The sequence below is a fragment of the Paenibacillus sp. FSL K6-1122 genome (assembly GCF_037977015.1).
Classification (GTDB): Bacteria; Bacillota; Bacilli; order Paenibacillales; family Paenibacillaceae; genus Paenibacillus; species Paenibacillus amylolyticus.
Window position 1 is genome coordinate 5,853,719 of sequence record NZ_CP150272.1, and the last position, 25,950, is coordinate 5,879,668.

General features: G+C 41.9%; 25 protein-coding genes. 6 read left to right on the top strand and 19 right to left on the bottom strand.

Translation table 11 applies throughout. From position 1 onward, the window contains the following. Positions 1-18: 18 nt before the first annotated feature. Positions 19-1,548, top strand: a complete 1,530-nt coding sequence (locus NSQ20_RS26200) for a Ppx/GppA phosphatase family protein (RefSeq protein ID WP_340031191.1) — start codon at positions 19-21, stop codon at positions 1,546-1,548. Here the strand turns inward: NSQ20_RS26200 and ppk1 are convergent. Next, positions 1,508-3,589, bottom strand: a complete 2,082-nt coding sequence (ppk1, locus tag NSQ20_RS26205) for a polyphosphate kinase 1 (RefSeq protein WP_340031192.1) — start codon at positions 3,587-3,589, stop codon at positions 1,508-1,510. The two genes, NSQ20_RS26200 and ppk1, sit on opposite strands and share 41 nt — an antisense overlap. Positions 3,590-3,837: 248 nt before the next feature. Here ppk1 and NSQ20_RS26210 point away from each other — a divergent pair, with 248 nt between their 5' ends. From NSQ20_RS26210 to NSQ20_RS26220, 3 genes are all read left to right on the top strand, one after another. Then, on the top strand, positions 3,838-4,065 hold the full coding sequence (locus tag NSQ20_RS26210; RefSeq protein WP_017692425.1) for a hypothetical protein: 228 nt from the start codon (positions 3,838-3,840) through the stop codon (positions 4,063-4,065). 383 nt (positions 4,066-4,448) lie between these two features. After that, entirely contained in the window at positions 4,449-5,462 is a 1,014-nt protein-coding gene (locus NSQ20_RS26215) for a glycosyl hydrolase 53 family protein (RefSeq protein WP_051446931.1), read from the top strand. A gap of 695 nt (positions 5,463-6,157) precedes the next feature. Next, on the top strand, positions 6,158-6,613 hold the full coding sequence (locus tag NSQ20_RS26220) for a hypothetical protein (protein WP_101314224.1): 456 nt from the start codon (positions 6,158-6,160) through the stop codon (positions 6,611-6,613). Between the two features lie 8 nt (positions 6,614-6,621). Here the strand turns inward: NSQ20_RS26220 and NSQ20_RS26225 are convergent, their stop codons facing one another. The 14 genes from NSQ20_RS26225 to NSQ20_RS26290 all read right to left on the bottom strand — a co-directional run bounded on the left by NSQ20_RS26225 (position 6,622) and on the right by NSQ20_RS26290 (position 20,466). After that, positions 6,622-6,963, bottom strand: coding sequence for a hypothetical protein (locus NSQ20_RS26225; RefSeq protein ID WP_340031193.1), 342 nt, complete (start codon positions 6,961-6,963; stop codon positions 6,622-6,624). A 194-nt stretch (positions 6,964-7,157) separates the two neighbouring features. After that, entirely contained in the window at positions 7,158-8,036 is an 879-nt protein-coding gene (rarD, locus tag NSQ20_RS26230; RefSeq protein ID WP_340031194.1) for an EamA family transporter RarD, read from the bottom strand. Positions 8,037-8,186: 150 nt separating this feature from the next. After that, complete coding sequence (locus tag NSQ20_RS26235; RefSeq protein ID WP_340031195.1) at positions 8,187-8,765, bottom strand: hypothetical protein; 579 nt, start codon at positions 8,763-8,765, stop codon at positions 8,187-8,189. Positions 8,766-8,938: 173 nt separating this feature from the next. Then, a complete protein-coding gene (locus tag NSQ20_RS26240; protein WP_340031196.1) occupies positions 8,939-9,823 on the bottom strand; it encodes an AraC family transcriptional regulator in 885 nt (294 codons plus the stop codon). Between the two features lie 126 nt (positions 9,824-9,949). Next, on the bottom strand, positions 9,950-10,471 hold the full coding sequence (locus NSQ20_RS26245; RefSeq protein ID WP_127548288.1) for a hypothetical protein: 522 nt from the start codon (positions 10,469-10,471) through the stop codon (positions 9,950-9,952). A 146-nt stretch (positions 10,472-10,617) separates the two neighbouring features. Next, positions 10,618-11,163 carry a 2'-5' RNA ligase family protein gene (locus tag NSQ20_RS26250; protein WP_340031197.1) on the bottom strand — a complete coding sequence of 182 codons (546 nt, stop codon included), beginning with the start codon at positions 11,161-11,163 and terminating at the stop codon, positions 10,618-10,620. A gap of 99 nt (positions 11,164-11,262) precedes the next feature. Then, positions 11,263-11,628, bottom strand: coding sequence for a hypothetical protein (locus NSQ20_RS26255; RefSeq protein WP_340031198.1), 366 nt, complete (start codon positions 11,626-11,628; stop codon positions 11,263-11,265). 397 nt (positions 11,629-12,025) lie between these two features. Then, complete coding sequence (locus NSQ20_RS26260) at positions 12,026-15,370, bottom strand: DEAD/DEAH box helicase family protein (protein ID WP_340031199.1); 3,345 nt, start codon at positions 15,368-15,370, stop codon at positions 12,026-12,028. A 43-nt stretch (positions 15,371-15,413) separates the two neighbouring features. Then, complete coding sequence (locus tag NSQ20_RS26265; RefSeq protein ID WP_340031200.1) at positions 15,414-15,806, bottom strand: hypothetical protein; 393 nt, start codon at positions 15,804-15,806, stop codon at positions 15,414-15,416. Positions 15,807-15,899: 93 nt separating this feature from the next. Continuing rightward, positions 15,900-16,094: a hypothetical protein gene (locus NSQ20_RS26270; protein WP_340031201.1), complete on the bottom strand. Its 195-nt coding sequence runs from the start codon at positions 16,092-16,094 to the stop codon at positions 15,900-15,902. Between the two features lie 28 nt (positions 16,095-16,122). Next, positions 16,123-17,298: a restriction endonuclease subunit S gene (locus tag NSQ20_RS26275; RefSeq protein ID WP_340031202.1), complete on the bottom strand. Its 1,176-nt coding sequence runs from the start codon at positions 17,296-17,298 to the stop codon at positions 16,123-16,125. Continuing rightward, on the bottom strand, positions 17,291-18,760 hold the full coding sequence (locus NSQ20_RS26280) for a class I SAM-dependent DNA methyltransferase (protein ID WP_340031203.1): 1,470 nt from the start codon (positions 18,758-18,760) through the stop codon (positions 17,291-17,293). Before NSQ20_RS26280 ends, NSQ20_RS26275 begins: the two co-directional genes overlap by 8 nt. 487 nt (positions 18,761-19,247) lie before the next feature. Continuing rightward, positions 19,248-19,889 carry an NAD(P)-dependent oxidoreductase gene (locus NSQ20_RS26285; RefSeq protein ID WP_127548304.1) on the bottom strand — a complete coding sequence of 214 codons (642 nt, stop codon included), beginning with the start codon at positions 19,887-19,889 and terminating at the stop codon, positions 19,248-19,250. A gap of 112 nt (positions 19,890-20,001) precedes the next feature. Next, positions 20,002-20,466, bottom strand: coding sequence for a hypothetical protein (locus tag NSQ20_RS26290; RefSeq protein ID WP_340031204.1), 465 nt, complete (start codon positions 20,464-20,466; stop codon positions 20,002-20,004). Positions 20,467-20,872: 406 nt separating this feature from the next. Between NSQ20_RS26290 and NSQ20_RS26295 the strand changes: the two genes are divergently transcribed. After that, complete coding sequence (locus tag NSQ20_RS26295; protein ID WP_340031205.1) at positions 20,873-21,139, top strand: XRE family transcriptional regulator; 267 nt, start codon at positions 20,873-20,875, stop codon at positions 21,137-21,139. Between the two features lie 688 nt (positions 21,140-21,827). Here the strand turns inward: NSQ20_RS26295 and NSQ20_RS26300 are convergent. From NSQ20_RS26300 to NSQ20_RS26315, 4 genes are all read right to left on the bottom strand, one after another. Beyond that, positions 21,828-22,088: a YgiT-type zinc finger protein gene (locus NSQ20_RS26300; RefSeq protein WP_315937866.1), complete on the bottom strand. Its 261-nt coding sequence runs from the start codon at positions 22,086-22,088 to the stop codon at positions 21,828-21,830. Positions 22,089-22,150: 62 nt separating this feature from the next. Further along, complete coding sequence (locus NSQ20_RS26305) at positions 22,151-22,744, bottom strand: hypothetical protein (protein WP_340031206.1); 594 nt, start codon at positions 22,742-22,744, stop codon at positions 22,151-22,153. 411 nt (positions 22,745-23,155) lie between these two features. Continuing rightward, positions 23,156-23,464 (bottom strand): hypothetical protein, encoded by a 309-nt coding sequence (locus tag NSQ20_RS26310; protein WP_340031207.1) that lies wholly within the window; start codon positions 23,462-23,464, stop codon positions 23,156-23,158. A 219-nt stretch (positions 23,465-23,683) separates the two neighbouring features. Beyond that, positions 23,684-24,040, bottom strand: a complete 357-nt coding sequence (locus tag NSQ20_RS26315) for an iron-sulfur cluster assembly accessory protein (RefSeq protein WP_036605753.1) — start codon at positions 24,038-24,040, stop codon at positions 23,684-23,686. 630 nt (positions 24,041-24,670) lie between these two features. Between NSQ20_RS26315 and mqnE the strand changes: the two genes are divergently transcribed. Next, complete coding sequence (gene mqnE, locus NSQ20_RS26320) at positions 24,671-25,777, top strand: aminofutalosine synthase MqnE (RefSeq protein WP_047841294.1); 1,107 nt, start codon at positions 24,671-24,673, stop codon at positions 25,775-25,777. Positions 25,778-25,950: the final 173 nt, after the last annotated feature.

Here is a 25,950-nt window from a genome sequence, read left to right on the forward strand (position 1 = left end):
CTGTAGAAGGAGATGCTTATGACACGTACTAATGAAACCTTAGGAATTATTGATATCGGCTCGAACTCCATTCGTCTGGTTATCTATGAACTGGACCAAGACGAAGCCTATCGCATCATTCATGAAGACAAATACGCCGCTCGTCTGAGCAGCGTTGTTGAGTCCGATGGAACCATTCTGCGCCATTCTCTGGATAAAGCCATCACCATCTTGAGTCAATTCAAAGCGACCTGTGAAGCGTATCAGACCAAACTGATTCGCGCAGCAGCTACCGCAGCTATTCGTAATGCAAGCAATGTCCTGGAGATTATTGAATGGCTGGAGACAGAGACGGGGCTTACCATTGAATGTGTATCGGGAGATCGGGAGGCCTATTATGGGTTCCTTGGTGTCACTCAATCCATTGATCTGGCAGACGGTTACGTCGTGGATATTGGAGGCGGCAGCACAGAGATCACGGTCTTTCGGGATCGGAAAAGGTTACATAGCATCTCCCTCCCTATTGGTGCTGTGAATTCACATGCCCGTTACGGGGGCGAAGATCAGTGGACTGAGGAGAATGCAAATGCATTATGCAACGAAGTCACTGAGGCTCTCCGTGGACAGGATTGGATTCGTGAGCATCCTGGTCTGCCACTCATCGGACTTGGCGGCACAATGCGTACACTCGCCAAAGTGGAACAGAAGCGCACCCAGTATTCTTTGCCTGTCAGCCATCATTATGAGATCAGTGAGGAAGCGATGGAGAACATCGCTCGCTCCTTACCACATCTCACCTCGGCACAGCGCAAAAAGGTACCTGGGCTCGCCAAAGATCGCGCTGACATCATTGTGCCCGGCGTACTGATCCTACGAACTGTCTTCCAGATAATACAGGGAGATCGTTATGTGGTTAGTGGCGCGGGTCTACGAGACGGGTTGTTGCGTGATTACATGGCTGAAGGTCAGCCGGTCGTTCCGGACGCGCTGAAAGACAGTATCCGCAACTTTATCCATTTTGGTCCGCCTATTCCAGAGAAACGTCTGCAACGGATTCATCAGGATACGGTTACCCTGTATACGGCATTACAAGGTACCCCTCCTGATCAAGCAGATGCCCGAATCCTGTATGCAGCCTCCATGCTGCACATGGCAGGTAAACAGATTAACTATTTCCGTTATACACAGCACTCGGCCTATTGGATCATGAATTCAAGCATTTATGGACTTTCTCATCGGGAGACCATTCTAAGTGCCAGTGCAGCTGATTATCATCCCAAAAAAAGAACGCCCCAACTGCTGAATAAGCACCGGGACATTCTGAAAAACTCGGATGAGCGGCATGCTCATCGTTTAGGCTCTCTGCTGCGCGTAGCTGAAGCCATCAATCGATCCGAGAGCATCGCTGCGATCAAAGCAACAAAAGAAAACGACTCGCTGCAGGTGCAATTCACCTGTACAGCTGAGCCGTTACTGGAACTTGATGGCCTGGAAGAGGCCGTCAAGGATCTGAAGGAAGCCTGGGGAGTTACGTTAACGCACTCCATTCAGCAGGCTTCCAAGGGATAATACCCATGGCCTCCGTCTGACTTCTCAGCGGGGGCTTTTCATTTTCTACAAATACATAATTGCCACCAGGCATAAGTTGTCTCGCTTTGACATTATCCATAAGGGACAGATTAAGGATATCCACTAGCATCTTTTTCAGCTCTGGATCAAATACGGGACACATCAGTTCAATTCTTCGATTCAGGTTACGTGTCATCCAGTCTGCACTGGAGATGAATACATCGGGGTTGCCGCTATTTTCAAAATAAAACAACCGTGAATGCTCCAGAAAACGATCCACAATGCTAATGACCCGAATATTCTCACTGAGCCCCTCTACCCCCGGACGCAGACAACATACCCCACGCACAATCAGATCGATCTGCACGCCGGCTTGAGAAGCCTCGTACAATTCATCAATCATTTCCTGATGGGATAAGGAGTTGATCTTGGCAATGATTCTGGCAGGTTTGCCTTTCAGCGCATGCTCCGTTTCTCTACGAATCAGCGCAAACAGCTCATCCTTCATACCATCCGGAGCTACGCGGAACGCCTGCAATGCCTTCGGACCGGAGTATCCGGTAATCTCATTGAACAATTCGGATGCATCTTCCCCAATAATCGGATTAGAGGTGAACAGTCCCACGTCCGTATACACTTTGGCTGTACTCTCATTATAGTTACCGGTTCCTACATGAACATAACGTCTCAGCCCCTGCTGTTCCCTGCGTACGACAAGAATAATTTTGGCGTGGGTCTTGAGTCCAACCAGTCCATATACCACGTGACATCCGGCCTTCTCCAGCTTACGGGCCCAAGCAATGTTGCGCTCTTCATCAAACCGGGCTTTCAGTTCCACCACCACCGTGACCTGCTTACCACTCTCAGCGGCAAGTGCAAGTGCCGGAATAAGGCGTGAATCGCCATTGACCCGATATAATGTCATCTTGATGGCCAGAACTCTTGGATCTTCCGAAGCCTCCAATATAAAATCAGTGACCGGTTCAAACGATTCGTACGGATGGTGCACCAGTACATCGCGTTTGCGGAGCAGCTCAAAATGACTTTCTCTTGGCAGAAACTCAAGTGGGTAGACTGGCTTCACCGGACTATATTTCAGATGTGAGAAACTTTCCAGACTGTCCACGAATCCCGCCAGAAAACTCAGATCAAGTGGTCCATCAATTTCATATACCGGGTCGTGAATATCAAATTCATCCTGCAATTCCAATAAGGCATCCTGACGAAAATCCTTGCAGACTTCCAGTCGTACAGGAGCCCCGCGGCGTCTGCGTCGTAATTCTTTTTCAATAGCCTCAAGCAGATCTTCCGCTTCTTCTTCATTAATAAACAGATCCGCATTACGGGTCACTCTGAATTCCTGTGCAGCAAGCGAGATATATCCGCTGAAGAGCGTATGGATATGATGTTTGATAAGATCTTCAATCAGTATGAATGTTTTCTTTTTGCTATTCGCCCGAATGGGAGCCTGAACTACCCGCGGCAGATTGGAAGGCACCTGAACAATAGCCATAAACGGCTCGCCCTCTTGCTCCCCTTCCTTCTGTAACATCACGGACAAATAGACAGACTTGTTGTGTACCAGTGGGAACGGACGACTCTGGTCAATCGCCATCGGTGTGAGTACCGGAAAAATAATTTCATGAAAGTACTGGTCCATTGCGCGCTGCTGTGTCACATTAAGATCTGTATATTCCTGAATGTTCACGCCTTTCTTGGCGAGTAGACGAATGAGTTCACGATACGTTTTATACTGTTCGGCGACCATGGTCCCGGTTCGTTTGATCAATCTGCGGTACAATCCCGAAGGCGTGTATCCTGTAAAATCTTTTTGCGTGAATCCGGCCTTGATCTTCTCTTTTGTCTCTGCCACCCTTACACTGACGAACTCGTCCAGATTACTAGCGACAATGCCGAGAAATCTCATGCGTTCCAGCAGAGGCGTTGTTGGATCCTGGGCCTCCTGAAGTACGCGCCGATTAAATTCAACCCAACTCAAATCACGATTAACGTAGTTGCCTGTTTTGACGTCTCTATGCATGTATGGCCTCCGAATGTGTTGCATATCTATTCTTGGTTAGAAGTTCTCATATAATTGTACTATTCGTAATCAACATCAAGCGTCAGCGCAGTGTAAACGCTACGTAAAATTTATGTAAATGATACCTCATGGGCGCAACTTTTTCCATCCCTTTACAAAGGTCAATAGACAGAGTAAAGTGAAGTACAGTGTGATTTGGTCCGGTTGCTTGTTCTCATTCCAAATATAGTTGATCAAAGGAGTATATAATGAAATCCAACAAACCTAGAACATTACAAAAAAATATAGAGTTTTTCACGGCTGCACTATCCCAATGTATGGTAAGCGCATGGCAGGAAGACCCGGCTGGCGTCTATTGCGAGGTCGGTTGTGGCATTGTGGAGCGGATCAGTGAAGACAGCGTGCGCATCCGAAACAATGACGGAACAAAGAGCCATTATGCACGAGATATCACAATGTTCCAGACCGAAAAATAATTTTGCTTAAATACGTAAAAAAGACTAGCTTTCCCAAACAAGGTGTTGTATACTCTTGCCACAAGGAAAGGAGGTGCGTCAACATTTCTAATGTCATGTTGAACGTGTCCCTTACCCGATCCACTAGCTCAAATTAAAAGAGTCTGGTGGAGGCGCGGGATACGGATCAATGTTTCAAAAAGCGCCACGGGTAGAAAAGCCGTCTTCGGACGGCTTTTTGTTTTCTCTTTTTCTGTAGAGAGGTTGAGAAAACACCCAAAATATTGGAAATGGACCCTTTAGTAGAGTAAACCAGGATGGCTATAATTAGGATGCAACTCAACCTAAATCCGAGGAGGCATCTTGTAATGTTCAAAAATGTAAGGGGTTTCAAGACATCCATCATGTTGGCTTTTGTTTTGTTATTCACCTCGATCATGTTGCCCGCAGGTCAGCATGCCAGCGCAGCACCAAGTTTCGCCAAAGGAGCCGACATCAGTTGGGTTCCCGGAATGGAAGCCCAAGGCTACAAATGGAAAGATAAAAACGGCGTACAGCGCGACATCATTGATATTTTGAAAAAAGACTATCAAATCAACTCCGTTCGCATTCGAGTATTTGTTAATCCTTCGAATGATTATGGGAACGGTTACATGAATAAGGATCGTGCGGCTGCACTCGCACAACGTGCCAAGAATGCTGGCATGAGTGTGATGCTTACCCTGCACTATAGCGATTCCTGGGCAGACCCTGGTCAGCAAACCAAACCTGCTGCCTGGAAAAACTATACGTTCCAACAGCTCATGGATGCGGTATGGAACCACACTCGTGAAGTTATGACGGCGATGCAAAGCAAAGGCGTTACCCCTGACTGGGTACAGATCGGTAATGAAACAAGCAACGGTATGTTATGGGAAGACGGCAAAGCATCCACCAACATGAAAAACTATGCGTGGCTGGTGAATACAGGCCATAACGCAGTGAAATCCCTGAGCAGCGGCACCAAAACCATTGTGCATCTGGCAGGTGGGGATGATAACGCCCTCTATGTATGGAATATTGGTGGTCTGATTAATAACGGAGCTAACTTTGACATGATCGCCATGTCCCTCTATCCTTCAGCTTCCGGCTGGAACACTGCTGTGACAAATACGGTAAACAACGCCAAGGATATGATCAACCGTTATGGCAAAGAGATCATCATCTCCGAAATTGGCATGGACAATAACCAGGCTGCAGCTGGCAAAAGTTTTGTTGCCGCGATGAAAAACCAAATCCGCAATCTGCCAAATGGCAAAGGTAAAGGTGTATTCTACTGGGAGCCTCAAGCTACACCAGGATACAACAGTGGATATGGTAAGGGCGCTTGGCAGTCGAATATGATGCCAACTGTTGTCATGGAAGGATTTATTGACTAGGTACGTTGGGTAGAAGTGCGGGCTTTGGGGGGCAGCGTGGTGGGCGTTCCGGTGGCGGATCGTTCTTATGATCGCTGTTATCCCCAGATTTTTATGAATTCCCCTGATAAGGGGAAAATCCGGGGATAAAGGCGAACGCTCCGCTTCTTCAGAATCGATTCCGCCCCCTCCACTACGTTGCTGCTCCTTGAGACACTTCTAAAACCGTGTGTAGGCAAATGGATTAGGGTAATGAAGGGCATAAGGCGCTATTCCTGGTGGGAGTAGCGCCTTTTGTGTGTTTGCGGACAGCGTGCTGGGCGCTCGGGGGCGGATCGTTCTTATGATCGCTGTTATCCCCAGATTTTATGAATTCCCCTGATAAGGGGAAAATCCGGGAATAAAGGCGAACGCTTCGCTTCTTCAGAATCGATTCCGCCCCCTCCACTACGTTGCTGCTCCTTGAGACACTTCTAAAACCGTGGGTAGTCAAATAGACTAGGTAGCAAGGTAAAACAAGGGCTTGAGGCGCTGTTCCCGGGGGGATTAGCGCCTTTTGGCGATGAAGTGTGTTGAGGGGGCTGCCAGTTTCTGTTCCAGGGCGGATGGTTCTTATGAGCAGGCTAAATGCAGAATGGTTTTTTCGCTTACATATGAATATAATAAATAAATCATGCAGAACATCGGTTAGCTATTTTAAGAGCGGGGGAAAATGGATGAGTTTTTTAAAAGGGCTCGGTCAGTTAGCTGGGGAAGTTACCGGGAAAGTGTTGGGCGGCAGCGTGAGGGTTGTTGGTGAAATTGCGGGAAGCCCCTTTATCAAAGAAATTGGGAACGGCGTAGAAAAAGCTACGATTAATACAGGCAAAACCGTTGGACAACTGGCTAGTGGTACATATGATCTTGCCAGTGGTGCAATTCGAAAAGATGATACTGCCATAGACGCGGGGCTTGCCGATATTGGAGGTGCTGTAACCAATACTGCAAAAGGTGTAGCGATATCAGCAAAGTACGTATATAACAGCGGTAAAGATGTTGTTGTGGGCATGAAAGAGGAAGATAAGGACAGAGTGAAGCTTGGTGCCAAGAATCTTTTAGCTGCTGCTGCGGTAACAACACTCGCTGTCGGTGTCATTGATGCAGTTGATGGGGCTGAAGGTGTAGATACGTAGGATTTGGATTAGATCACCAATAACATAACAACTGAAGAAATACAGCCTAGCAGGGCAACCAAAATATGGAGAAAACTAAATGAGATTTTTTCAAGAAAAATCCGTTGTTTCTTCTGAATAAAACACGAGTAGATGAACACCGTAACCACAACGGGCAGATATAAATGAAGATCCGGACCATCCGTGCTCGGTAATAGTTTATTAATATATCCACCTATCGTCTCGTTGACCATCATGAACCCATATATAATACCGATTATCGCTGAAACTGCAAACTGAAATAGTATCTGAACTACAGCCTTCTTTACAAAGAATGGATCACGTTTGCGGTAACGGTTATTAACCATCATATATCTGTCGCCTCCTCGTTTTTCTATTACTCTTTTTGGTTACTATTTTTGATTACTACTCCTGTATTTTACCATAACGTTGATCAGCCTTCCTTTTTAGTTTTTATCGACCTATCGCTCCCCCACAAATAAAGAATTGCCCTCTCCACCTCATTGGCAGAAAGGGCAATTATGTCGATACCAGATACCTCTGTTCAGCTTACCTTAGCGAGTCTCGTAGCACGTATCGATGCGGCAGCGTATACGACAAGCGCTGTCCAGATGAGAGCGAAACCAACAAGCAGAACTGGCGAGACCGTTTCCTTGAACACGAACACACTCAGGATCAGCATAATTGTTGGCCCAATATACTGTACAAAGCCGAGTGTGGACAACGACATTCGAGCAGCCGCCCGTGCAAAGAATAAAAGCGGCAACGCCGTCACCACACCGGAAAGCAGCAGTTCGAAGAACATCGGTGCAGGCAACGTCCATGCCGTTGCTTTTCCTACAACGGCCAAGTAGATCCAGTAGCCGAGTGCGACGGGCAGAACTACAGCTGTCTCCGAAAATAAGCCCACTGAAGCGTCTTGCTTGATCTTCTTCTTCGCTAGACCGTACAAGCCAAATGACACGGCCAATGAGATCGCAACCCATGGGAAACGTCCGTAGTCGATAGCGATGATAAGCACCGCGACACCAGCGATGGCAATCGCGAGCCACTGTCCACGGTTTGGCTTTTCATGAAGAAAGACAACCGCCAGCAGCACATTCAGCAACGGGTTCAAATAATAGCCCAGACTTGTCTCAACGACATGACCGTTGTTAACCGCCCAAATGAAGATAAGCCAGTTAATAGCAATTAGCAGCCCACTCGCGGTAAGGGACAGCAGGGTCGAACGACTGGTCAGAATGCGTTTCATGTCACTCCAACGACGTTGGACGGCAACGAAAATCCCCATAAAGACAAATGACCAGACAACCCGGTGCGATAAAATCTCGCCTGCCGGTACATTTTCAAACAACTTCCAATACAGCGGGAGAACTCCCCACATGATATACGCAATGATCGCGTTGATTAATCCACTATTCATAACTGTATCCCCTCTTATTGCTCTGATATCTCAACGGATTATACGCCTCGATCCTCATTTAAGTAAAGGGGGTAATAGGTCATACAGGAATCCATGCCTAGTTCAAATGACTTTTTCTTTGAGCAAAATTCCCCGTTTAGCGCTACCAAATTATACTTTGCGCTTTTTCTTTCTTACTCTCATGATGAAGGTAAAGATCACCGCAAATACAACTACACCTACGATTAAGAAATCAATATCTTGTTCAAACATAAACCACATTTTGTGTTCTACGTTCACTTGTTGTTTTGGTGGAAATCCTTCCCCGAATAGCTCAGTTGCTTGGTTCAAATGATTCATTTCGATGGTCAAACTGCACGGACTACTGCTTAACTCGCCATCCATTTCGCTAAAGTATATTAAGTATTTGTTGCCTTCCTTAAAATCAAACCCCCAAGTGTAGTTAGTTGCAATAATGAGTTGAGAGTCAACTTCAGTATTCCAACTCCTTTCAGCCTCCACTAAAATATATCTAATTTTCTCTTTGGTCCCCGTAAACCCCTCTTGCTTTAAGTCGACCTTTATTTGCTTTACTTCACCATAAACAGCTCCATCATATATTTCTAACTGTTCTTGGGGGCTTCCCGATTCTACACATGACAAAGCGTTAACATCTTGTGCATTTGAGATAAAGAACACGCTAGATATAAAAAAAATTAACGTGATTATACGAAGCTTCAGTTTTTCCACCTTCTTCTCATAATGTTATTTCGTACATCTTTATTGACCTGTTTAACAGGAAAAATGTTGCATTTTCCCTTGCCGTTAGGTGAATAAACAACGAAGCAACCAATCGGACACAGTTGGTTGCTCCATTTGTCTTTATTAAGTTATTATTCAAGACTGATCTAAAAGAAATAAAACTAAGATATTTTTCTTACAGCAAACCATAGCTCAACAAAATTCAGTCCATCTTTACCACCAGTAATTTCAAATTCCATTCCGTCGACCTGTTCATATCCTGTAGTAGGAAGCCATTCAGAAAAGAATCGTCTATATAAGGTTTCAATGGTTGCATCGAATTTATCCCATGTAAAGGGATCAGAGGAAAAGATCGCCCACGTGTGTGCTGGTATCGTTATACTTGTGTAACCATCGGGTTTACTTGCTTCACCTTTAAATGCACACAACATGTATGGGAAAGTATCCTCCTCAGTTTTTTTGTAGCTACACACAGCATGCACTTTATGATAATTCGAATTCAAAGAGTTTGGTAGATCACCGGCATTTGCAGCAAGTCTTTCAACCTCGCCATTTTCGTGGCTTTGCTTCCATAATTCTGCTGGTGTCTCTACCCCGTTTAATTGAAACACTTTCTCAATTCCAAATATTTCGAAAGATTCTTTTGTTTCGATACGATAGTTCATAGGCTCTTCCCCTTTAATTGAAATAAGGAAGGAAAGCCGAGGATAGGCTTTGAGGGCAGTCCCTTCTTCACGAGCCATCGCTGGATTAACACCATGCAATGATTGAAAAGCTCTTGCGAATGATACCGGTGATTCATACCCATACTTTATGGCAATATCAACAACTCTCCTATCACTATTCTGCAATTCAATTGCAGCGAGAGTCAGCCGTCTTCTTCGTATATATTCCGCAAGTGAAACATTGGTAATGAACGAGAACATTCTATGAAACTGATGTAAAGAACAATAAGCACATTGAGCAACTTCCTTCAATTCGATCTCGCCGACTAAGTTCATTTCAATATAATCCAATGCCCGATTCATCCTCATAAGCCAATCCATCTCGTCCCTCCTCTCAACAAAAGTATAGTTTCGTTAGGTTTTCGTATCGCAACTATTTGTGCGCAATTAAGTTTCGTTTCCGTCGAAAGATATATGTTGAACATGTTGTCCGTTAGCTTTGACTTTTTAAGTACCGTATTTCTTTCTCCATTCTTCACTCCATATTTGAAAACTTTTTCCCGTTACTTCTTCCAATGTTTTACCATCCAACGAATATGGTGCCCCATCCATTGCTGCATTTGGGAAGGATGTCCCCCCTATAACTTTGCCTTCGCAAAGCAATATTGAAACTTTGGATTTACTATCGTCAAACGTTCCCAGAGGATGGTTTGTTACTGTAAAGCTATATACCGATATTTCCATTCCGAAATACTGTTCGGGTTCTACTTTTTGAACCCCCCATGTCTGTCTATATGGTATCGTTTCCGTTATCCCGTAGAGTAGTTTGTCTTTGTCTAGAGTGTATTTCTGAACTTGACCATCATACGAAGAAATTTTATAACCTTTTGCCTTAACATATTCTGTGGCAGTCTTTTGATCACCTGTGATCGTGAGCTCATCTGTACCCAACCTCGTGACCTCGTTATTGCACCCAGCAATGATAAAAAAAACTAGCCCCAATACAATACGGATAGGTTTAAAATACATCAAGTTCCCTCCAATGTGCAGAAGTATATTCATCATTTTGATGATTCGTTCATTTACTGGTTGCGTTATTCTGCCATTACATAAACTAGGAAACAGCCAATTCCTTTGATCAGGAGTTTCCTTGTTTTATTGTCCTGTTATTTGAATCACTTCTCTTTTTCAGTTCCCAATTGGATGTCTCCAAATGGTACGTATTTATTCAGTTCAACTTCTTTATATACGTGTACATAATTGACAGCAAAGGTTGGAAAAGGAGCCAATTCCTTAATTGTTAAGAGTTTCATTTCTTCTATCTCAGTCTCGTTCATACCCCAATAGGTTTGCCCCAAGGTTAAATGAGGATGATATTTATCCATTTCAAAGTAACGGTCTAAAAGTTCTTGTGATGGAGAAATCGCTTTTACCAAATTTCGATGTAACTCAATGATATTGCTCGTTTCAACACTAAGAAATGTAACAGCACTTCCAAACGATCCCGGTTCTGATAATGATAATTGAAAACTTGGCATTAAAGAGCATGTCTGTCTCACACTTTCTAACCAATGAAGATCAACGGTAAGACCACCCTGCGCTTTTACAGTGATATGAGGCTCGACTACATCATTAAGACGATTACTTGCCCAACGATCACGAAATGCCACAATCTTTTCTTTATAATCATCTGGAGGGGTAATTCCAATGAAGTATTTCATATTACCTTCACGTCCTTTACCAAACTAAATAAAGCTTAAAATCAAAAAGCAGCCGACCCTTTTGATCAACTGCCGAATGGTGTTCATTTCAGTAACGTTTCACTTTCCTCCAACATGAAACACACCGATTACGGTTTCACCATCCTTGTCATACAGTGGAATATCACGACCATCTGGTGATCTGCTGTTCTGTATTGCAATAGCTTCTTCAGGTGTTTTGGGTTGCTCGCCATCCATGTCTTTTTTCAGCAGATATCCGTCTGTACCATCCACACCAGTAGCCAAGATTAAATCAGGTTCCGTTTCTGGAGAAGTCGCATATGCGGCAGAACCATATGTCTGTCCATTCTTATTTTTCGGATAAAAAGAAGTGATGTGAAATTGATTCATCGTATCTTTAACGTTTGTATATTGGGATAACCCTGAACCACTCGATACACTAATCATAAAAACTACAAAGATCAATAATATAACTCCTTTAGAATACATCTTCACAACTGTTCACTCCCTTATACTTTTGAACTCGCAGAAATTCCAATGAAGAGAAGATGGTTTTCACATAATCACATTTACTACCCATCTTTAGAATAATATAACATATATTCAAAGGAGTAGTTGGAAGTAAGTTGAACGATAATCATCTAACCTGTCTAACGTTATTGCGGAACTTCCTCTTCGAAAACATAAAAAAACGGACACCGATCTGTGGAGATCAGCGTCCGTTTGTATGTCCCATATTATAATTTTAAAGTATTACTTCACTTCGCCAACAACGGTAAAGCGCTCATTTTTGTGTTGCGGGTTCTCGATCTCGTCTACCAAAGCAATGCTTTTGAAGTATGAAACTTACTCGTGTATGATTTTAAATAACGTTAACCGCGTTCTCCCTCACAGCATTCACCAAATCAACAAGCTGCTTTTGCTTCGTACTATCAAACAGCTTAATGAAACTTTGCGGTCGATCAAAAGGTGCCTTCATTAGAGAGGATGTAGCTTCAATATACCCATTCTCTGCTATATAATCAATCAACTTACGTACAAACACAATCTGTGCTTGCGTAAGAGACTGATCATTAATAAAAGTAGAGAATGCCTGCATCGCTGCTTCATGCTCCAGCTTGGCAATCTTACGAACAAGCAGGCCGAATGGCGTTTTCTTGAACTCACGTTCGTAATCTGATGCTGTGCCTAACTCACCAGTGAAGATATGCTCCAAGCTTTCATAATCACCCGCAGTTAATGGCAGATTGTTTCGCAGTTTATGAATCGCTAGATGATCCTTATTGTTCTCGATATACCGATTAACCTTCAATCTATAATTCTCAAAATCATACGCTGCACCCAGTGCTTCGCCGATACGTTCACCCAAAATCTCATCCTCAAGATTCGTATAGATGATCCGACTGCTACCTTCGTCCACTATAAACTTAATGAGATCACGCAGTTCTACACGAACCTTCTCAAAATCTAATATCCCTGACTCCGACCAAAATTCGTCTGTATCTATCGCTTTAATAAGCGTAATTTTAGCTTTAACCTGCGGAATAGTAGCCTTGGTTTGTAGTGCTTGACCCAACTCCACCAATTGCTTTTTATTACGTTTAAATTGTTTATTCGCTCCGAATGTACCGAGCATTAAGCCATACAAGAGATTGTCGAATCGCTTGGCATATTCATCACGATCATCCATAAATACTAAAGAAGCAAGATTCGTATTCAGTTCAAATACATCGGTCTCAGAGAGGCAGATAAATGCTTCTTTATGCTTAAACTTCTCAATGTATTGAAGCTGCATTTTGACCGAAATCAATTCAAGATTCAATGCATTAATTTGACTCCACACGTCATGAATGAGCTGCTCACGTAATGCTTGATACACTTCACCCATATAATCCATATGCTGCAACTGCTGAGTCAGCTTCACGCGTTTGGAAAAAATGAACTCGGACAAGCTCAATGTCTCTGCACCTTGTAAGCCTTCTTTATTTTGACGGAAGAACTCAAAGTTACTTAGATAATCAAAAATCATGAAATGAGTTTTATCCTGGCCTTCACCAAACAAGTCTTTCCTTAACCGCGTACCACGTCCAATCATTTGCCAGAACTTCGCTTTGGAGCGAATACGTTTGAAGAAGACCAGGTTCACGACCTCAGGCACATCAATCCCTGTATCCATCATATCAACAGAAACGGAAATATATGGTGCTTTATCAGCTAGTTTGAATTCATCAATGGATGACTGAGCATAGGTATCTTCATAGGTGATTTGGCGAATCAATTGACCATGATATTGCGGATATAGCTTATTAAAGCGTTGCACGATGTAGTTGGCATGCTTTTTATTTTGAGCAAAAATAATGGTCTTGCCGATGAGATCGCCACCGCTAACTTTTATACCACGAGTCATCAAATCTTCTAACACCCGATCAACCGTATTTTGATTGAAAATAAAATTATTGAGCGCCGGAGCTGGAATTTCCTCAGGCAGTTCACCGTCTTCATCAACAAAATCATCTTCATAACGGTTGCGGTCTTCTGGAGAGAGATCATCATACGTAATACCTTTCTCCAAAAATTTCGTTTGCACCTCAATATTGTAATAAGGAACTAATACTTTATCTTTCTCCACCGCTGTCTCATAATCATAGGCATAAGTAGGAACATCGCGTTCCATTTCAAAAAACTCATATGTATTACGGTCCACCTCTGACTTCGGAGTGGCTGTCAAACCTAACAATACAGCATCAAAATACTCAAATATGACTCGGTACTTTTTGAAAATACTACGATGGGCTTCATCAATAATAATCAGGTCAAAATGGGCAGGCGTATAGAGACGTTGTCCATCATCAGACCTCGCTGTATCAATGGCATTAAGAATCGTAGGATACGTCGAGAATACAATTCTTGCTAACCTATCATCTTTGTTGCTCAGCAAATTACATAGGGTCATATCTGGAAGGTATTGCTTAAAGTCGTCCTTCGCTTGCTTAACTAAGGACTTACGATCAGCTAAGAACAACACATTCGTCACATGCCCGCTTCGAGATAACACATCCGTTAAACTCGATGCCGTACGTGTTTTCCCTGTACCTGTCGCCATCACAGTAAGCGCCTTACGATGGCCTTCTTCAATATGCTTACCAACCGCGCGAATCGCTTCTTTCTGATAATAGCGGTCTGTAATTTTATCGTTAATGACGATTTGTTCTAGTGGCTTCTTTTGTGTACGTCGCTTGATTAGCTTTTCTAGATCATTGCGTGAGAACATGCCACTGACTCTGCGTTGAGGAGAAGATTGATCATCCCATACGTAGGTGTCAAAGCCATTGGTGTTGAACATAATGGGGCGCTGGCCATACTTGTGTTCTAGGCAATCCGCGTACAGCTTTGCTTGCTGCAATCCGACTAAGGGATTAACCGATGTACGTTTCGCTTCAATTAAAGCGAGCGGAAGCCCATCACGACCATAGAGCACGTAATCGACAAAGCCAACATTTTCGCCATTAGGCATGCCTTCCACTTTGACTTCTTCCCGAGCATCTTCACCCAAGGTCCAACCTAATAATTTAAGATCAACGTCAATATATTTCTTACGTGTGAGGAATTCTGAGATGTCTTGAGGGGTGAATGTTCGCTCTTCTATATGTTGCACTTTGTCTTGCGTTAATTGCTTGCTTAGTGCCTCCACCTGAGCACGAAGCTTTTCAATTTCACTTTCTTTCTCAGACAGAAGCCCTTGTGTTTCTTTAATCCGTCTAACATCTATATGAACCTGTTCTGTTGGAACCAACTGCTCAACAAAAACGCGTTCTTCATATTGATTCCCATAGCAGTAATCGATCCATTGAATAAACTCAAATAATGCGGCTAAGGCAAGCATAGCTTCACTATTGGTAATGTTCTTGTTCGTATGGACACCTAGATTTCCTAGCTTAATAATATATGGAAGCTTGCTCCACGTCTGTGAATCCACTTCGAAACGAAACGATGGCTCGTGTATTAATGACTGTAAATTATCTTTATACGGTGTCTGCATGGATTGATCTGCTGCATACACCCACTTTACCGCAAGTTCTAAAGCCTTCCGGCTCCCCACAGCGGACATCGCAGGAGATGTCGCACATACACGTTCAGCTTCTATACAAGCATGTGCAAACATCTCATATTGCGCTTGCACACTCAAAAATGTAAAATTTGCAGTCATTTCATTCACCTCTCTAATAATAATCGAATATAAAAGAACACTCTCATTGTTCTTGAAGACTATAAATATATGTTAAAAAAATCCGAAAAACCGGAAATTCTCTAGATAGATGAAATTTTGTGACTTCTTGCCTATCCTTGATAAAAAGTAGTTGTTTATCGCGAGAAGCTGTTGAATTTAAAGTTTCTCTATGCAAGCAAACAAACAAGTCAATTTGTATGTTAACCCCCTCTCTATTCTGGCTATATGATTTTGATATTCTCTCATATCTATATCCGAATTCAGAATATAAGGTTTTCTTAGCTACACGAGTTTTATATGCAAACAAAGCAAGTTGGATGTGTTCAGTTTCACTAAACCTGGTGAAAAATTGATTTTTTCTACTTGTTTCATTAATATCACGTAAAGTTAGATTTCCCTTCACCTCAATTACCATTAAACAATCTGCTGGATCTACTAAATAAAGATCTCCACCTAAACACCTTTTATACATATTTTTCCTACACACTAAAATATCACATTGATTGCTTCACTCTCCATCACAGACTATAAATCCACTAATAAACTCTAACATTCCAAATCTTTCTCGCAATTCTTTTATTAAAATATTCTCACCACAACGTCCCATTTCTGCATTATGATTTAAATATTCTGCGATAAAATACTTGCAAAATAAAATTTGCTCAGAGTACTCTTCATAAATTTTCAGAATATCTGATGCCAAGCCATTCACCTACTCTATTAATATTAAACTAATTAAAATATTGGCTCATTAAAGAATCGAAGAGCGTTTGGGTTTCTTCGATGGACTGCTTGACTAGAGATTTTTGTTCTTCAATTTTGGTTACGATGGATGCGAATTGGTTTTGTAGAGATAGTGGTGGAACTGGTAGTGTAAATTCCTTAATCATTCCTAAATTCAAATTTTTTTGACGCACGCCTCTACGATTGGACAAATAGGTATTCTTCATTATTTGACAAACATCATACATCCAATTAATGTTAATCTTATTTTCATTAACTATCAAATTGGCACACGCTTGATTTGAAGAAGAATCTTGAGTAAGTATGCCTAATTTAAATGCGGCGGTATCATACATACCTATCAACATGCTACCTTTAGGAAATATCTTCGCAGAACTTTCTTGAATAGCTTGCCCAGTTATTTTTTCAGTTGATTCATATAAATATCTAGCATTAAGCTCTCCAGCAGAAAACCAATTTATATTACCTGTAAAGTATTGTGCCTGACTTCTTGAAGGGGTGCCTCCGCTAGTTAACTTTCCAATACTTTCAAATTTCTGTATTTCCCAACCCATGTCATTCGTAACAGGATCACCAAACATGTCATAAAAAACAGACTGGATAAGCCCATCTAATTCGTCGAATTGTTTTTTCCGTAAAGCAAGAAGTTCAGAAACGGTATCAAGATTTTGGGCGATTCGTTTTTGAACTTCAAGGGGAGGGAGTGTCATTTCCAGCTCTTTTAGTGAAGTTACGTTAAAACTAGCTTGGTTAACAGATTTTTTTATTATCTTAGGAATTTGAATTTTAAATTGATCAGATAAAAAGAAATACCTACCAAATTTATAGTTTAATAGTTTACTATTTGATCTAAGACACAATAAATTCATTCCGTGAATTATTTTTTCATTCTCTTCTAATTCACAGACAGCACTTTTTCCTAAGTGTTTTTCACTATTAATATGTGACATAAGAATATCGCCTGTATGGAGAATGTAGTCTCTATATTTTTCTAAATCATTAATTCCTGCGTAACCCATTTTATTTCGATCTACTATTCCATTTGCAATTGTCTCTATTCTTGTAATCGGATACCCACCATCAATTTGACCTTGTTTTATGCTAACCCCATTACGTATAAAACTAAAGACTGACTTAAACTTCAAATATTTTGTCTCACTCACCAAGAAGCCCCCTTAGTTCCTGCATCTTAGAGGCAATCTCCTGATCTAGCTTCTCCAGACGATCCATAATAACCGCTGGAGCATCATATTCAACCTTCTCATATACAATCTCTTTATATCTATTAATAGATAGATCATAATCCTTATCTGCTATCGCGGCTTTATCAACCATAAAACTTTGTTCCGTTGGTTCATGGTCTAACTCAGCTTCGAGATTGTGGAATCGAGCTATAATATCCGGGATATCATTCGCTTCAATTGCCGCGCGCTTATCATCTAGCGAGTATCCATCCGCCTGCATATCATAGAACCATACTTTATCCGTACCACCAGCATCTGTTTTCGTAAAAATCATGATCGCTGTGCTAACTCCTGCATATGGCTTAAATACACCGCTTGGCATCGAGATGACCGCTTCCAGTTTATGATTCTCGACTAACTCTTTTCGAAGAGATTTATGAGCTTTCGTTGAACCAAATAATACGCCGTCAGGAACAATAGCAGCACAACGTCCACCTTTGCGAAGCATGCGTAAGAATAGAGCTACGAACAGCAACTCAGTTTTCTTCGTATTACAAATCGATTTCAAATTATCATTAATACTATCGGCATCCACCGTTCCTGTGAATGGAGGGTTAGCTAAAATCATCGTATATTCGTTAGAAATGCTATTTTGCTTCGAAACGCTATCTACATAGTCAATATTGGGGTTCGTAATGGAGTGGAGCATTAAGTTCATCGCAGACAGACGCAGCATCGTGCGGTCAGTATCGAATCCAGATACGATGTCACCTGCATACGTGTCCCATTGCTCCGTGGTCATCGTCGCTTCATATTGCTCACGAATATATTCAGCCGTTGAAACTAAGAAGCCTGCTGTACCACAAGCAGGATCACATACTCGATCATCTGGCGTTGGAGCCAATAAGCGAACCATTAAGTCACGAATATGCTTCGGTGTGCGGAATTGTCCATTTTGACCAGCAGTAGCAAGTTTGCCCAACATATACTCGTATAGATCACCCTGCATATCCAATTCTTTAATATCATGCTCATACAATTCATCTAATCCTGTAATCATCTTCTGCAAAACTTGAGGTGTAGGCATGAGGAAGATGGCATCCCGCATATAACGTGCGAATGCAGTCGTTGAGTCTTCGCTCATCCCTTTAATAAATGGGAAAACTTCATTACTAATCGTATCGAATATGATACGTGGATCTTTGTTCTTAAAATTACTCCAACGCATCGCCTGTCCAGCTTCTGTCTGAGGGAATATTTTCGGAAGCTTGTCGCCACCAAGTGCCTCAAAGCTTTCAGCAACTAAATCCTTCTCGTCTAATGAACGGATAAACATTAAGTACGTTAATTGTTCTATAACCGTCAGTGGATTCGATATCCCACCCGCCCACAGATCAGACCAAATTTTATCTACTTTATTACGAATTTCTCCTGTTAGCATATCTAGTTCCCGACCTCTCATCTGTAGCACATGTATACATTTTTTCAAAAAAAACAATATGAAATTAACTTTCTTAATAATACCATGATTGCGTAATTTCAACCAAACAACAAAGAATCTTTGTGTTTCAAAACGGAGAAGACCAGTAGACCTATATACCCCTGTTCGTTCAAAACTATGAATTTCCTGTACTTGCTCACAGCCGCACCTTTAGTAGCACAGGCCCATTGTGCTAATGTGTCCTTAACAGACAACATAGAGCACTTCATCCAATCGCCGATGAAGTGGTAACATTCACCAAAGTACGTCTGTTGATTTTACGAGTTATACGTACGACCGCTGATAAGCTACATGTCAGTTTATAAATAGGTCTCTATTCAGTAATCCGTGCCTGACAACTTGTGTGATTTTCGAAAACATAAAAAACGGACACTGATCTGTGGAGATCAGCGTCCGTTTGTATGTTCCATATTATCATTTAAAAGTGTTACTTCACTTCGCCAACAACGGTAAAGCGCTCGTTTTTGTGTTGTGGGTTCTCTATCTCATCAACCAAAGCAATCGCATAGTCTGCATAGCTGATGTAGCTGTTGCCTTCGCTATTCACGAGAATAACGTCGTTGCCTGCTTGATATTTGCCGGTGCGTACACCTTCTGGATTAAAGAATCCAGCCGGGCTTAAGAATGTCCATTGAATACCCGAAGATGCTTGCAGATCCTGCAAGTTTTGGCCTTGGTTCGTTGCAGTTGCTTTGTAAGCATCCGGGAATCCTGGGGATTCAAAGACACGCAATGTTTTGGACTCATCTGTGAACAGGCTTCCTGCTCCACCCACCACGATCATACGAGTGTTTGGTGCATCTTTCAGGATGTTGATCAACGCCTGTCCTACTTCCACATGCAGGTTTTCTTTACCAGCTGGAGCACCAAATGCATTTACAACCACATCAAACGCTTTAACATCTTCAGCTGTAAGATCAAATACATCTTTCTCCAGCGTATTCAGGCTTTTATCTTCCAATTTGGATGCATTACGAACGATTGCCGTTACTTTATGCCCTCTGTCTGCTGCTTCTTTCAAAATTACACTTCCTGCTTTGCCTGTTGCACCAATGATTGCAATGTTCATCATGATCTCTCCTTTAAATTATCGATATTGTTTATGTTTGAACTTTATATTGTAACTATAGTTGTTACAACTAAGTTTGTCAACCTTTTCTCTTTCCAAAAGGAATCCGTATTCAGCTGCGAACTCTTTTGTTAGAGTTATTGTGATAGTAAAAGGGCTCTTGACCTTGTTTTTTTAAAAGTACATTCTGTACAGTTTGTCCACGTGGGTGATGGTTCTGATCTAAGAGAAGACGGTCCAGTTGCAAGTTAAAGTCACATCGCTCAGGCACACATAACAAAATTCGTGTCAGAAATTCCAGCGCGTCCATGCAGCGCAAGCGAGTAACAAGCTCGGCCGTCATATGATGCACATTACCTTTAACATTATTCCCAATCGCTATCCCTCCACTCTCTCCGTCAATATACTGATTGGGATCATTCGGGTCCTGCTGAACTTCACGAAGCCATAATACATTCTCGTCGATGAAAAATATGTAGCGTTTGTTTAGTACACATCCATCGTAATGGTAGTACTCATCATCATCAAATGGTGCGATAGCAACTGAAGCATGTTCGAGGAGGTCATGGCTGTTCATAATTCAAATGCTTTCGTAATGATGATAAAAGCATAGATGAATTGGCTCATTTCTAACCATTCGAAGCAACATGAAAACTTCATTATTCCCTTGTTATGCGAAGTTAATATACTGATGATCACAATCATGATTTGTTCTCCCTTCCATTCTGGATATACTATTTCGGGCCCAGCAACTTCCCGCCTTATTCCTTCCTTTACGAGTGATTTTGTGAGAGATGATTCGTTCGAGTAAAACGTTGCAATTTTTAACAGTTTTACCTTCTAAGTAGTACTCAGAAAGTAAAACTTTTAAATGAATAATACTACTCTGGAAGTAGTACGTAAATAGTATTTACTGAAAAGTTTTACTCGCCGCGTGTGATCCTTTATAATTGTGTTGTGACTACTCCGAGGGGGCGTATCAAGTGTCAACTAATCAAATCAAATTTAACTTAAATGAAGTCCTTGCTGAGATCAGCACAACGCGAAATAAAGTAGCTGTCGAGTCTAAGACCCGTCCTGCTACGATCTTGGATCTCGCGAGTGGAGATACACGAACCATTAAGCTCGAAACAATGGTAGAAATATTGAACGCGATCAATCGTATTGCAAAGGAAAACGGAAGCACGCGTCAGTTCGGTATTGAGGCACTAATAGAATATATACCGCAAGACAACGAAGAAAGTGGTTAACAATACGATTTTTTTTGCGTGTGTTTACCTTTAGAATATGTATCCGGGGGACATACGTCACTGATATAAAGCGTAAAACTCCGGTTATTATCTACGTTGATCTACGAAAAAAGTTATAAAACTAGGAGCACTTCTTATAAAATCGCGCGGTAAAATTATTCATTTATCGACCAAACTCCGTCTGTGAACGCAGAAAAAGCCCACCTCCGAAGAGAAAAGCCGGGGTTTGCCTTTGAAATTCATGAACCAAATGAATTAAATATCGCTCTGGGGTGTTTTTTTGTAGTAAACGTTTTAATTCCGCTTAGTTCAGCAGAACAAGAGATTATTTCTAACTAGTTCGTTGTAAACACTAGAAAAAATACCATAAAATCAAAAAACATAATTAGAACAAGGCTGATACGCCGCAGAGGTCGTCATCTGGAACATATCAACAATCCTTATCCGGTAACCCCGCATCATCCTTCGTATGGAAGGATGATCCACAGCCTCATGTGGCCACTGCATTCGGGTTATGAATAGTCAATCTACATACGCGCTTTTTCGCAAGTGAGCGGGATTGTTAATGCGCAAAAGCTCGTTAACCAGGTTCAACCCTCATACAGTGTCTAAAAACAAGTATGAAAAAAGCACATCGTCAAAATATTACTTGAGAGATGTGCTATATTTATATGTTTACATCATTTAATTAAAAAGTTACAGAATCTAAATTTAATTCAACTGCAGTCTTTACGCGAGTTGCGAAGATCTTACTATCAGCACCATTCATAAAGGATTCTTCGCATCCTTCACATACATATACAGGAACATTAAAGACTGTAACTAATTTATCGCCCAATCTGCCTAATTTCGCCTTATGAGTAAGGATTGGATGCTCTCCACATATGCATTTTATGTTTGATGTTTGCATCGGTACCCCCGGCATGATAGTTGATAAAGTTGCACTCATAATGATTCCCTCCTTATTTAGTATATGCGCAGAATAAAAGTTTATACCTGTTTATCATAACATTATATAATAGTTACAGCAAGTATGAGACCACTGTCGTCTTTTATGAAAGCAATTGAGACTTCACCTTGAGAACCATCTACTTTAATACCTATGACAGTGAATGTAAATGTAGGCATCGATTGTTCCTTTATTTTATGGAATTTCAATTTTGCTTTACGCACATCATCAGCTTGTTTAATGACGTTTATAATATCATCGTAAAGCTCTTGTACACTGTCTCTATACCAGCCTCTCTTTTGCAACAGATCAGGATTAAGAGCATGGTCATCTGTTATGTGTTCAGACAGCCGTATTAGGTTTTCACCCAATGGATCATCAGATTGATCTAACCTTCCTTTTATTTCTGATAACACATTACTGATCTGGTCTTGATTTAAAGAAGCAATATCAACTCCATCTTTTCTTATGTATTCTGCTTTTTTTCTTAGTACATTTAGCGCAAGTGCATTAAATTGCTCTTCAGTTAATTCAATGACATCGTCAGTCGACACTGTAAACTCAATACCATCTCTAGTAGTTACTTTCTTCTCATAACCTTCTACAGATGAAATGATATCTCCACTTTCTGTAATTGTTTCTAAGTCCTCGGACACTCTCCTAATACCCCTTTCAACTTCCACAGATATTTAACGAAAATCTTATCATATATTGGAAAAAAGAGATAGTAAAACGATTTAACCATAGTCTCACTAGGACGTCTCTGAAAACTAATTAGTGATTCGATTTAAAAATGGCAGCCACGTATACAAATGACAAGAATGGTTTGGATAGCTTGCCGGACGAGTAGCTACGCGGCGAAAGTGTTTGATTCTAAGTGGCATTCTTTGTACAAAAACTAATTGACTTTCCATGGATTTAGACTGTTAGCTTTAAGTGGAATAACATAGGATGCCTGTTTGGCCTTAATCTAATTCCGAATAGCTTCTGAGCTACAAGCTGTGTCTTTAAGAATATAGCTTCATGTAATATCAAATTCCTGAAATAAATCTATCGCAAGAACGGAATCATAAACTCGGCCACCCATCAGAAGAAAAGCCGTATCGGATCCGATCGTATTTCATATACGAAATGTGGTCGCGAATAGTACTGACGTCGATATGCTCAATCAACGTGATATCCGGATGAAACTCATTAAGCCATTTCACGAAGTATCCGTAATGTTTCGTGTAAGCCTTAAGGCTCCTTTCGCATACCCCCTCCACCTTCTTCGCGCTGAATACAAAATCAAGCGCCTGTTCAAATGTAAGCTCCGGGAACAACTTTACATCACGCGCGCCGACCGGAGCACGTCGTTCTCGTTTCTTTAATGCCATAACAAAAAGACCTCCATAACGTAATTAGTACGAGACTAATACGCCATAGAGGTCGTGATTCACAACCCTGAAATGCCATTTCAAGGATTGATAACGTTCATCGTCCGGGGTTGTTAACCTACCGAAATACTTGCGCAATTCACAATCTGCATCGTTAAGGCTACCGTTACAGGCTTGCGTCCGTCATCCGTTACCGAATGCGCTCAAACCCGCGTCAGACTAACAATCCTTATCAGGCACACCCGCATCTTCCTTCGTACGGAAAGAAGATCCACAGCCACAAGTGGCTACTGCGTTCGGATTATGGATGGTGAACCCACCCGTCATACCGGACTCTTCAAAATCAATTTCGAGACCATCCAGATACTTCAGGTTTTCCTTCTCGACTACAACCTTCATACTCTGAATATCCATATACAGGTCCTCATCGGACTCTTTATCGTCAAAGCCCATGGCGTACGAAAATCCGGTGCAACCGCCCGGTGCTACGCCAAGACGCAGGAACATACCAGGTGTCTCTTGCTGTGCAAGCATCTCTTTCAATCTGTCAGCAGCCGTTTCGCTGATGTTAATCATGCCAGGTCACTCTCCTTTTTCATATAAGATCATGTTCAAAAAGGGCGCTTTTCAGTACCAAGAAGATGGGATGAAGATAGAAATGGAGTAGCGGAGCGTAGGCAAAACTACGTGAGCAACGGACATTTCGGCTGAATCCCATATTCGACGCTGAGATGCCGCTAGGCATCCTTCGTAATCAAAAGCGGACTTTTTGAACTACCTTTCATTAACTCTTCTTTAAATTATACTCCACCCCGTCAAGGGTCTCAAGTCATGTTTGCCTCTTTCCGCGTTCCCCCTGAACTCCTTTTTCTTCCCAGTGTATTGAACCCCCGCGACACGAGGTTTATAATGAATAGGTGGTCGCACTGAAATGTCGATATTTTGCCATGACTTATTCAGGTGACGATCATATATAGAGTTGTAATTTTTTTCACATTTCGAGACTGTCCGCAGTCCCCAATGCATATAGAGTCAAAAGACTCACTTTAATGAAAAAATTAGCTTTACGTACGCAGCACACGCTGCACCGGGTAAATAAGAGTTAGTCCATATAAGAAGGCGGCAGTTGACCGCATCTTTGCTATGTAGTTCTGTATACAGATCCTACACACAACTCAAATCCGGTTAAGAACAGGAGGAAACAGTATGTCTACATTGGTAACACCGTTCACAGACAAAAGAATGGCTGAAATCGTTGAGAAAGTGCAGAACGGCGTAAGGCTGAACGTAGAAGACGGCGTATATCTGTATGAAACAGATGATCTGCTAACTTTGGGCCAGCTGGCCAATGAGGCCAACTTGCGGAAAAATGGTAAGAAAGTATATTTCATCGAAAACATGAGTCTTTATTTTACGAACGTATGCGAAGCCCACTGCGCTTTTTGTAATTTCCGTAAAGACCAGGGTGAAGAAGGCTCCTATACATTATCCGGTCAGGAAATGATCGATTATGTGGAACAGCATATTCATCCAGGCGTACGTGAGTTCCATATCGTAGGCGGACATAACAACCATGTTCCTTTTCAATATTATGTCGATTCCCTGCGTGCTTTAAACGAGAAATATCCGGATGTTACGCTGAAAGCCTACACGGCAGCCGAGATTGATTTCTTCACCCGGATTAGCGGACTCAGTATCAAGGAAGTTCTGCAAGAGCTGCAAAAAGCAGGTTTGAAAACATTGACTGGTGGCGGCGCTGAGATTCTGTCGGATGAATATCGCAAAAAAATGCGTGTAGACAAAGCGAACGTGGATCGTTATCTTGAGGTGCACCGTACTGCTCATAACCTGGGCATGCGTACCCATACAACGATGCTGTATGGATCAATTGAATCCTATGAGGACCGCGTCAACCATATGGTGCAGATCCGTGAATTGCAAGACGAGACCAACGGATTCATGGTCTTTATCCCGCTTTCCATGCAGCCAAAAAGTAAAAACGCGAGCATTATGCGTCGTAACTCGGCTTATGAGGATCTCAAAACAATTGCGATCAGCCGTCTGATGCTGGATAACATCGATCATATCAAAGCATACTTCATTAACATCGGTCCACAGCTGGCTCAAGTTGCTCTTGGATTTGGTGCTTCGGATGCACACGGCACAATCGTTCGCGAACGGATTAGTCATGCGGCAGGTGCACTCACACCTGAAGGCCTTACACGTAAAGAGCTCATATGGCTCATTAAAGGTGCAGGACGTATTCCGGTAGAACGTGATACGTTCTACAATGAAATTCAAGTGTACGAATAGGATATAACTCCATTCACAACCAATATTGCACCAGCACCACTCCAGAACGCAGCTTTCATTATAGGGAGACGTTTGAATTCGAGTGGTGCAAACTGCTGATTAATATCTTCAATTTTCAATATCTACTTTTCAATTATTCAAATCATAACAAAAGGAGCAGCTATGTTATTGCA

Bases quoted from the DNA above. Each gene is read 5' to 3' on its own strand.
- NSQ20_RS26285 (WP_127548304.1), bottom strand. From the start codon at position 19,889: ATGAACATTGCAATCATTGGTGCAACAGGCAAAGCAGGAAGTGTAATT.
- NSQ20_RS26220 (WP_101314224.1), top strand. From the start codon at position 6,158: ATGAGTTTTTTAAAAGGGCTCGGTCAGTTAGCTGGGGAAGTTACCGGG.
- NSQ20_RS26225 (WP_340031193.1), bottom strand. From the start codon at position 6,963: ATGATGGTTAATAACCGTTACCGCAAACGTGATCCATTCTTTGTAAAG.
- NSQ20_RS26280 (WP_340031203.1), bottom strand. From the start codon at position 18,760: ATGCTAACAGGAGAAATTCGTAATAAAGTAGATAAAATTTGGTCTGAT.
- NSQ20_RS26250 (WP_340031197.1), bottom strand. From the start codon at position 11,163: ATGAAATACTTCATTGGAATTACCCCTCCAGATGATTATAAAGAAAAG.
- NSQ20_RS26315 (WP_036605753.1), bottom strand. From the start codon at position 24,040: ATGATTAACATCAGCGAAACGGCTGCTGACAGATTGAAAGAGATGCTT.
- NSQ20_RS26240 (WP_340031196.1), bottom strand. From the start codon at position 9,823: ATGGATTGGCTTATGAGGATGAATCGGGCATTGGATTATATTGAAATG.
- rarD (WP_340031194.1), bottom strand. From the start codon at position 8,036: ATGAATAGTGGATTAATCAACGCGATCATTGCGTATATCATGTGGGGA.
- NSQ20_RS26215 (WP_051446931.1), top strand. From the start codon at position 4,449: ATGTTGGCTTTTGTTTTGTTATTCACCTCGATCATGTTGCCCGCAGGT.
- mqnE (WP_047841294.1), top strand. From the start codon at position 24,671: ATGTCTACATTGGTAACACCGTTCACAGACAAAAGAATGGCTGAAATC.
- ppk1 (WP_340031192.1), bottom strand. From the start codon at position 3,589: ATGCATAGAGACGTCAAAACAGGCAACTACGTTAATCGTGATTTGAGT.
- NSQ20_RS26300 (WP_315937866.1), bottom strand. From the start codon at position 22,088: ATGAGTGCAACTTTATCAACTATCATGCCGGGGGTACCGATGCAAACA.
- NSQ20_RS26260 (WP_340031199.1), bottom strand. From the start codon at position 15,370: ATGACTGCAAATTTTACATTTTTGAGTGTGCAAGCGCAATATGAGATG.
- NSQ20_RS26265 (WP_340031200.1), bottom strand. From the start codon at position 15,806: ATGGTAATTGAGGTGAAGGGAAATCTAACTTTACGTGATATTAATGAA.
- NSQ20_RS26310 (WP_340031207.1), bottom strand. From the start codon at position 23,464: ATGGCATTAAAGAAACGAGAACGACGTGCTCCGGTCGGCGCGCGTGAT.
- NSQ20_RS26200 (WP_340031191.1), top strand. From the start codon at position 19: ATGACACGTACTAATGAAACCTTAGGAATTATTGATATCGGCTCGAAC.
- NSQ20_RS26290 (WP_340031204.1), bottom strand. From the start codon at position 20,466: ATGAACAGCCATGACCTCCTCGAACATGCTTCAGTTGCTATCGCACCA.
- NSQ20_RS26245 (WP_127548288.1), bottom strand. From the start codon at position 10,471: ATGTATTTTAAACCTATCCGTATTGTATTGGGGCTAGTTTTTTTTATC.
- NSQ20_RS26210 (WP_017692425.1), top strand. From the start codon at position 3,838: ATGAAATCCAACAAACCTAGAACATTACAAAAAAATATAGAGTTTTTC.